At 68.6% G+C, this 6,576-nt stretch carries 7 protein-coding genes; 6 read left to right on the forward strand and 1 reads right to left on the reverse strand.

Features of this window, described 5'->3' with window-relative positions:
- From AC3XYG_RS08525 to AC3XYG_RS08540, 4 genes are all read left to right on the forward strand, one after another.
- On the forward strand, positions 1–857 hold an 857-nt coding region (locus AC3XYG_RS08525; protein ID WP_489139389.1), incomplete at its 5' end, for an ATP-binding protein.
- 168 nt (positions 858–1,025) lie between these two features.
- The gene (locus AC3XYG_RS08530; RefSeq protein ID WP_489139390.1) at positions 1,026–1,910 is read left to right on the forward strand and encodes an aq_1923 C-terminal domain; all 885 of its coding nucleotides are present in this window, start codon (positions 1,026–1,028) and stop codon (positions 1,908–1,910) included.
- Positions 1,911–1,977: 67 nt separating this feature from the next.
- Complete coding sequence (locus AC3XYG_RS08535) at positions 1,978–2,895, forward strand: aq_1923 C-terminal domain (RefSeq protein ID WP_489139391.1); 918 nt, start codon at positions 1,978–1,980, stop codon at positions 2,893–2,895.
- Positions 2,896–2,942: 47 nt separating this feature from the next.
- Positions 2,943–3,860: an aq_1923 C-terminal domain gene (locus AC3XYG_RS08540; protein WP_489139392.1), complete on the forward strand. Its 918-nt coding sequence runs from the start codon at positions 2,943–2,945 to the stop codon at positions 3,858–3,860.
- Between the two features lie 108 nt (positions 3,861–3,968).
- Here the strand turns inward: AC3XYG_RS08540 and AC3XYG_RS08545 are convergent, their stop codons facing one another.
- Positions 3,969–5,096, reverse strand: coding sequence for a Gfo/Idh/MocA family protein (locus tag AC3XYG_RS08545; protein WP_489139393.1), 1,128 nt, complete (start codon positions 5,094–5,096; stop codon positions 3,969–3,971).
- A gap of 132 nt (positions 5,097–5,228) precedes the next feature.
- Between AC3XYG_RS08545 and AC3XYG_RS08550 the strand changes: the two genes are divergently transcribed.
- Together AC3XYG_RS08550 and AC3XYG_RS08555 are read left to right on the forward strand one after the other, a co-directional pair.
- Positions 5,229–6,077, forward strand: coding sequence for a phytanoyl-CoA dioxygenase family protein (locus AC3XYG_RS08550; RefSeq protein WP_489139394.1), 849 nt, complete (start codon positions 5,229–5,231; stop codon positions 6,075–6,077).
- A gap of 61 nt (positions 6,078–6,138) precedes the next feature.
- Positions 6,139–6,576 (forward strand): hypothetical protein (locus AC3XYG_RS08555; protein WP_489139395.1); only part of this gene is annotated, 438 nt, incomplete at its 3' end.

Consider the following 6,576-nt stretch of genomic DNA (forward strand, 5'->3'; position numbering starts at 1 on the left):
CGGGCGGCGGCGGCAAGGGCATGAAGGTCGCGATGACCGATGCCGAGCTGCCCGAGGCCTACAGCATGGCCCGCAACGAGGCCCGTGCCGCCTTCGGCAACGACAGCGTCTATGTCGAGAAGTACCTCGACCATCCGCGCCACATCGAGATCCAGCTGCTGGCCGACAGTCACGGCAATGTCGTGCATTTCGGCGAGCGCGACTGTTCGATCCAGCGCCGGCACCAGAAGGTGATCGAGGAGGCCCCGTCCCCGGCCCTGAATGCCGAGGAGCGTGCCTTCATCGGCGGTCTGGCGGCGGACACCGCGCGCAAGCTCGGCTATCGCGGCGTCGGCACGATGGAATTCCTGTACCAGGACGGGAAGTTCTATTTCATCGAGATGAACACCCGGCTGCAGGTCGAGCACCCGATCACCGAGGAGATCTCCGGCATCGATCTGGTGCGCGAGCAGATCCGCGTCGCCACCGGTGCCCCGCTCGGCTACACCCAGGACGACATCGTGTTCCAGGGCCACGCCATCGAGTGCCGGATCAACGCCGAGGACCCGGAGACCTTCATCCCCTCCCCCGGCCGGATCGACGGCTACCATGCGCCGGGCGGGCTTGGCGTGCGGGTCGACAGCGCAATCTATGACGGCTATCGCATCCCGCCGCATTACGACAGCCTGATCGCCAAGCTGATCGTGCGCGGCAGCACCCGCAACGAATGCCTGATGCGGTTGCGCCGGGCACTGGAGGAATATGTCATCGACGGGGTGAAGACGACCCTGCCGCTGCACGCCAAGCTGATCGCCGAGCCGGACTTCATCAACGGCGATTACGACATCCGCTGGCTTGAGAAACTGATGGCGAAATAGCGGGCGTCCGGCCCGAATTCAGCCTAATTTTACCGATATGACGATGGCTGGGTGCCCTGGGGGACATAACCCCCGGGGGCGGCGGTCGAAAGGGGATATGCGATCGCCTTCCCGGGTCTATTTCGGCCTTGGGGTCCGCTGCCGCCCCGAATTTGCGAGGAGAGACAGATGAGCATGCTTCGTACTTCGACGGCGGTGGCGCTGCTGGCGCTGATCGCGGCCCCTGCCCTGGCCGCCGAGGTCCCGTCCGACCCGGTCGCGCGCTGCAAGGGCCTGACCACCATTTCAGCGGATTCGCCGCTGAAGGATGCGCAGATCGGCAGCATCGACGCGATCGGCGACACCGGCTGCAAGTTCACTGACGTCAAGGTGACCGAGCCCGGCAAGACCGACACCGTCTCGATCGACGAGGTCACGATCGACAAGGTCGACTTCGCCAGCATCTATGACAACAAGCCGTCGAACACGATGGTGGCCGAACTCAAGGGCGTCGCGATCAACAGCCCGGAGGCCCAGGCCTTCCTCGGCCCGGATGCCAAGTCTTTCGACGTCTCGATCGACTACGCGCTCGACCCCGCCACCAAGATGTTCACCCTGAGCGACTTCACCGTCAGCGGCGACGCGCTGGGCGAGATCGCGCTGACCGGCGCCTTCGACGGCATCACCACCGACAGCACCACGACGGCCGACCCGAGCGCGATGCTGGCCACCGCGCAGCTGCGCAGCATCAAGCTGCATTTCGAGAACAAGGGCATCATCGACAAGGTCATCGCCTTCGCAACCGCCCAGGGCGAAGACCCGAAGACGGCGATCGAGCAGGGCAAGAGCCAGGCGACCATGGGCATGGCGATGCTCTCCGCCTTCGGCGTGCCTGAGGCGGCGGTGAAGAGCCTGATGGCCTTCGCCCAGGATTTCCCGGCGCCGAAGGGCCCGATCACGATCTCGGCCGAGCCGGCCGCGCCGGTGGCGCTGGCGCAGTTCGCGATGGCCAAGCCGGGCGAGCCGCAGTTCACCGAACTGGTGAAGAGCCTGAACGTCGCCGTCAGCTACTGATCCTTCTGCAATCTTGCGGCCAAGGCCGGGACCCTGTCCCGGCCTTCGTCGTTTGAGGGAGAGGCCGATGAAGCTCCTGTCCGGTGTCCTGCTGGCGATGGCCGCGATGGCCGGCCCGGCCCAGGCCGCGACCGTGCCGGCCGAACCGGCCGCCCGCTGCAAGGGGTTGTTCCACGCCTTTCCGGAGCTGCCCGCCGACGCCGTGACCTTCGAGAAGGTGGTCGCGATCGGCGACACCGGATGCCGCTATTCCGGCGTGCTGATCACGGTGAACAAGTATAAGGCCTGGGCCGCCAGCACCCTGACGATCGACCGGGTCGACTTCGACAGGGCCTATGCCGGCCTGCCGCCGCTGACCCTGTCCGCCCGGCTGGACGGCATCGCCTACACCCAGCCGCCGCAGCCCGGCAACGGGCCGATCCGCTACTACAACAAGGTCAACCAGAAGCCCTTCGCGATTGCCCTGGACTACGCCTTCGACAGCGCCAGCCAGGTGCTGACGCTCAAGGATTTCACCATGACGGGCGAGCGGGTCGGCCGCCTGTCGCTGACCGCCGAGATCGGCGACGTCGACCCCACGCTACTCGACCCGCTGCACACGCCCTGGCCGACCACCGTGCCGGCCGTGAGCCTGCGCGATGCCACGCTGTATCTGGACAACCAGGGCCTGATCGAACGCTTCGCCCTGCTGCCGATCCTGGGCGCGCTGCCGGACGGCATGGACCATCCGGAGCAGGCGGTCGCCCAGGCCAGGACCATGGCCGTGGCCTGGATCCAGGCCATACCGACCGACGGTCTGCCGGCCGCCTCGGCTGCAGCCCTGACGGCCTTCATCCAGGACCTGCCGCAGCCGAAGCGGCCGCTGACCATGGGCGCCCATCCGGCAGCACCCGTCCCGGTGCCCGCGCTGCTGCTCGACGAACGCCGGCCGGGCCAGTCCGAGGCCGAGCTGATCCGGGATCTCGGCCTGACCGTCACCTATTGAACGCAAGCCCGGGCGCCTCGGCCTCCGCAGCACGCACAGGAGCGATCGTGAAGCACCTGCCCTCTCTCGTGATCGCCGCAGCGCTCGCTAGCCTCGCCCCTGCGGCCTGGGCCGCCCCGGCGGCCACCGACCCGGTACAACGCTGCCGGAACCTGATCCCGATGATCGCGGAAGCCCCGCCCGAGGCCCCCGTGGTCGACACGGTCACGCCGGTCGGCGACACCGGCTGCCGCTACACCAACCTGCGGGTCGGGGTCAGCAAGTTCCAGGGCTGGACGGTCGGATCGCTGTCGATCGACCGGCTCGACTTCAAGCGGCTCGACGCCGAACAGTTGCCGCTGACCCTGGCTGTCCGGGCGGAGGAGATCTACTTCTCCCCCTCGGCGCTCCCGCCCGCCACTGCCTATCAAATGAAGCTGACGCAGAAGCCGGTCGAGGTCACGCTGGACTATGCCTTCGATGCCAAGACCCATGTCCTGACCGTCAAGGATTTCACCTTCCGCGGCGAGCGGATCGGCCATCTGACCGTCACCGCCAGCCTGGGCGGCCTCGACCCGGACAAGATCGATCCGCACACCCCGCCCTCCGAAGATCTCGCGGCCAGCCTGTCGCTGAACACGCTGGCCGTCGACTTCGACAACCAGGGCATGATCGAGCTCTATGCCCTGCTGCCGGCGCTGTCGGCCCTGCCGAACAGCGAGGACGATCCGGAGGGTGCGATCGCCGCCGCCAAGACCCAGGCCATGGCCGGGTTGGTCTTCCTGGCCGGCGCGGGCGTGCCGAAGGACTCCATCACCGCGCTCGGACGCTTCATCCAGGCGATGCCGCAGCCGCGCGGGCCGTTCCGGCTGACCGTGGCGCCGAAGCCGCCGCTGACGGCGGCCGAGCTGGACAGGTTCGAGCCCGACGACCCGGCCAAGCTGGCGACGCTGATCAAGCGGCTGAACCTGACGATCTCCTACTAAGCGGGCTGGTGCGGGCGTCGTCAGGTCGGCAGGATACGGCGACCCGACAAAGATCACGGCTACATTGCGTTGCCTCCCCCGTAAACGGGAGAGGCAACGCTAACGGTCTCAGACCTCCTCGATCCGCACCCAGGCCCGTTCCCGCGCCGAGCGCAGGGCGGCGGCGGTGATGCGATCGACCTCCCAGCCGTCGCGGAAGGTCGGCCACACCGGCTGGCCGGTCGCCACCGCCTGCAGGAAGTCGCGCGCCTCGATCACGATCTGCTCGTTGTAGCCGGTGCCATGGCCGACGCCCTGGTTGAAGGCGAGATAGTCGGGGTGCGCCGGCCCGGTCAGCAGCCGCTGGAAGCCCTGGCGCGCCGCCGGCCGGGCCGAATCATACAGCCACAGCTCGTTCTGGTTCTCCTGGTCGAAGGCCAGGGCGCCGCGGGTGCCGGTGATGCGGTAGGTGTAGCCCATCTTCCGGCCGGCGGCGACGCGGCTGAAGCTCAGCGATCCCGTCGCGCCATTGGCGAAGCGCAGCAGCATCTGGCCCTGGTCGTCATTCTCCACCCGCTCCTCGCCCCGCGGGCCGGGCCGCATCGGCCGGACGGTGTTGAGATCGGCCACCAGCGATTCGATCGGCCCGACCAGCCGCAGGCAGGCGTTGACGATGTGCGGCGCCACATCGCCCAGCGCGCCGGCCTCGGTCCCCGTTGCGATCCGGGTGCGCCAGGAGGCCGGGGCCTGCGGGTCGTGCAGGTAATCCTCGACATGCTCGGCGGTGACCTGGATCACGTCGCCGATCTCGCCGGCATCGATGATCTGCTTGGCCAGCTGGCTGGCCGGGGTGCGGATGTAGTTGAAGCCGACCATGGTGGCGACGCCGGCCGCCGCCGCCGCGTCGACCATCGCCTTGGATTCGATGGGGTCGCAGCCCAGCGGCTTCTCGCAGAACACCGGCTTGCCCAGCGCCAGTGCCGCGGTCGCCATCGCCAGATGGGTGCGCGGCGGCGTGGCGATCACCACGGCATCGACCGCGGGGTCGGCCACCAGCGCCCGCCAATCCCCGGTCGACCGGTTCCAGCCCCAGGCCGCGGCATGCTCGGCCGCGCCTGCGGCGGTGGAGGTGCAGATCATCTCCAGCACCGGCGTCAGCGCCGGGGCGAAGGCGGTGCGGACCATCTGGAAGCCGATGGTGTGCGCCTTGCCCATATAGCCGGCGCCGATCAGGCCGATGCGCAAAGTCCCGGTCATTCCATCCTCCCCATGCGGGCCTCCCCATGTGGGGCGGATCGCCGCCGCCCCTGCCGGATCCTACCCTTGCCGACTCGATTTGCAAGCGCTTGCAAATTTGCGTACCGTGGCGGCACCGACAGGGAGGATGGCATGAAGATCTACACCCCGGACACGCTGGATACGGCGGCGATCGTGGCCGAGCTGATGACCGGCCCCGGCGCCGTGGTGCTGCGCGGGCTGTTCACGGCGGAGGAGATCGCGGCCGCCCGGGCGGTGGTGATGCGCGAATCCGAGGGGATGGCGGCCGCCAAGGTCACCCATTTCCAGGGCGCCGCGGAGCAGGAGGGCAAGATCGCCCTGCAGCGCCGGGTGTGGAACCTGCTGGCCAAGGGCGAGGTATTCTCGCGCATGGCGGCGCATCCGGCGCTGATGACGGTGATGCGCGCCTTCCTGGGCAGCGAGTTCATCATGGGCTCGATCGCCGCCAACCGCATCCTGCCCGGCGGGCCGGGCCAGGAGCCGCATATCGACTATCCCTATTGGGATCTGCACAAGCCGGAGTCGCATCCGGTGCGGATCAACGCCACCTTCCCGCTGAACGCCCAGGCGACGATCATGCTGGACCCGTTCACCGAGGAGACCGGCGCCACCGCCTATGTGCCGGGCACGCAGGCAGAGCTGCGCTATCCCGCGGAGGCCGACCGGTTCTACGACCGCTGCGCCCGCATGCTGGGCGAGCCGGGCGACACGGTAGTGTTCTTCGGCGCGGTCTGGCACTGCGCCATGCCGAACCGGTCGCGGCAGGACCGTTCGGCGATCCTGATCCAGTATCTGCCGAAATTCGTGAAGCCGATGGAGGATATGCCGGCCGCCCTGCCCCGGGCCTTCGTCGACCAGGCCAGCCCGGATCTGCGCCAGCTGCTGGGCCTGAACTACCCCTATCCCGAGGTGCTGGACGCCGCCAAGGCCGGCAACGCCGAAGGCCGCACCATGCGCTGACCGGCGGATAATACTCGCCGGACACTGGACGGCGCGGCCGACTCGTGTTCTTCTTTTGTTCATGAGCATTTCACCCGCCAGCACCCTCCCCGACGACTCTCCCGACGCCCCGCTCGATCCCGACCGGGCGTTCACGGTGTGGGTGCTGGGACGGTTGGCCGAAATGGTCGAGATCGGCATCCGCACCGCCCATCGGATCGAGCAGCAGCAGATCGTGGCCGCGCTCCAGCCCGGGCCGCCGAAGGCCGATTTCGCGCTGATGCAGGAGCGGCTTGCCCGCGGCGTGCGACTGTCGATCGCCCTGGCCGCCCGCCTGCGCGACGCCCATATCACCCGCAAGGTCGGGGCGACGACGCGGGATGCGGACACGATCGCCGCCGCGCGACAGCGGCGCTGGGAGGCGGTCACCCGCATCGCCACCGCGGCGATCGCCGCCGCCGATGCCGAGAGCGCCGAATTCAGGACGGAGGCTCTGCGCGAGCGGCTGGCGGAGCGGGAG

The sequence above is a fragment of the Inquilinus sp. genome, assembly GCF_057815775.1.

What these genes read in the sequence shown, in the direction of transcription:
- AC3XYG_RS08530 (WP_489139390.1), top strand. Translation starts at nt 1,026, where the DNA reads ATGAGCATGCTTCGTACTTCGACGGCGGTGGCGCTGCTGGCGCTGATC.
- AC3XYG_RS08535 (WP_489139391.1), top strand. Translation starts at nt 1,978, where the DNA reads ATGAAGCTCCTGTCCGGTGTCCTGCTGGCGATGGCCGCGATGGCCGGC.
- AC3XYG_RS08545 (WP_489139393.1), bottom strand. Translation starts at nt 5,096, where the DNA reads ATGACCGGGACTTTGCGCATCGGCCTGATCGGCGCCGGCTATATGGGC.
- AC3XYG_RS08550 (WP_489139394.1), top strand. Translation starts at nt 5,229, where the DNA reads ATGAAGATCTACACCCCGGACACGCTGGATACGGCGGCGATCGTGGCC.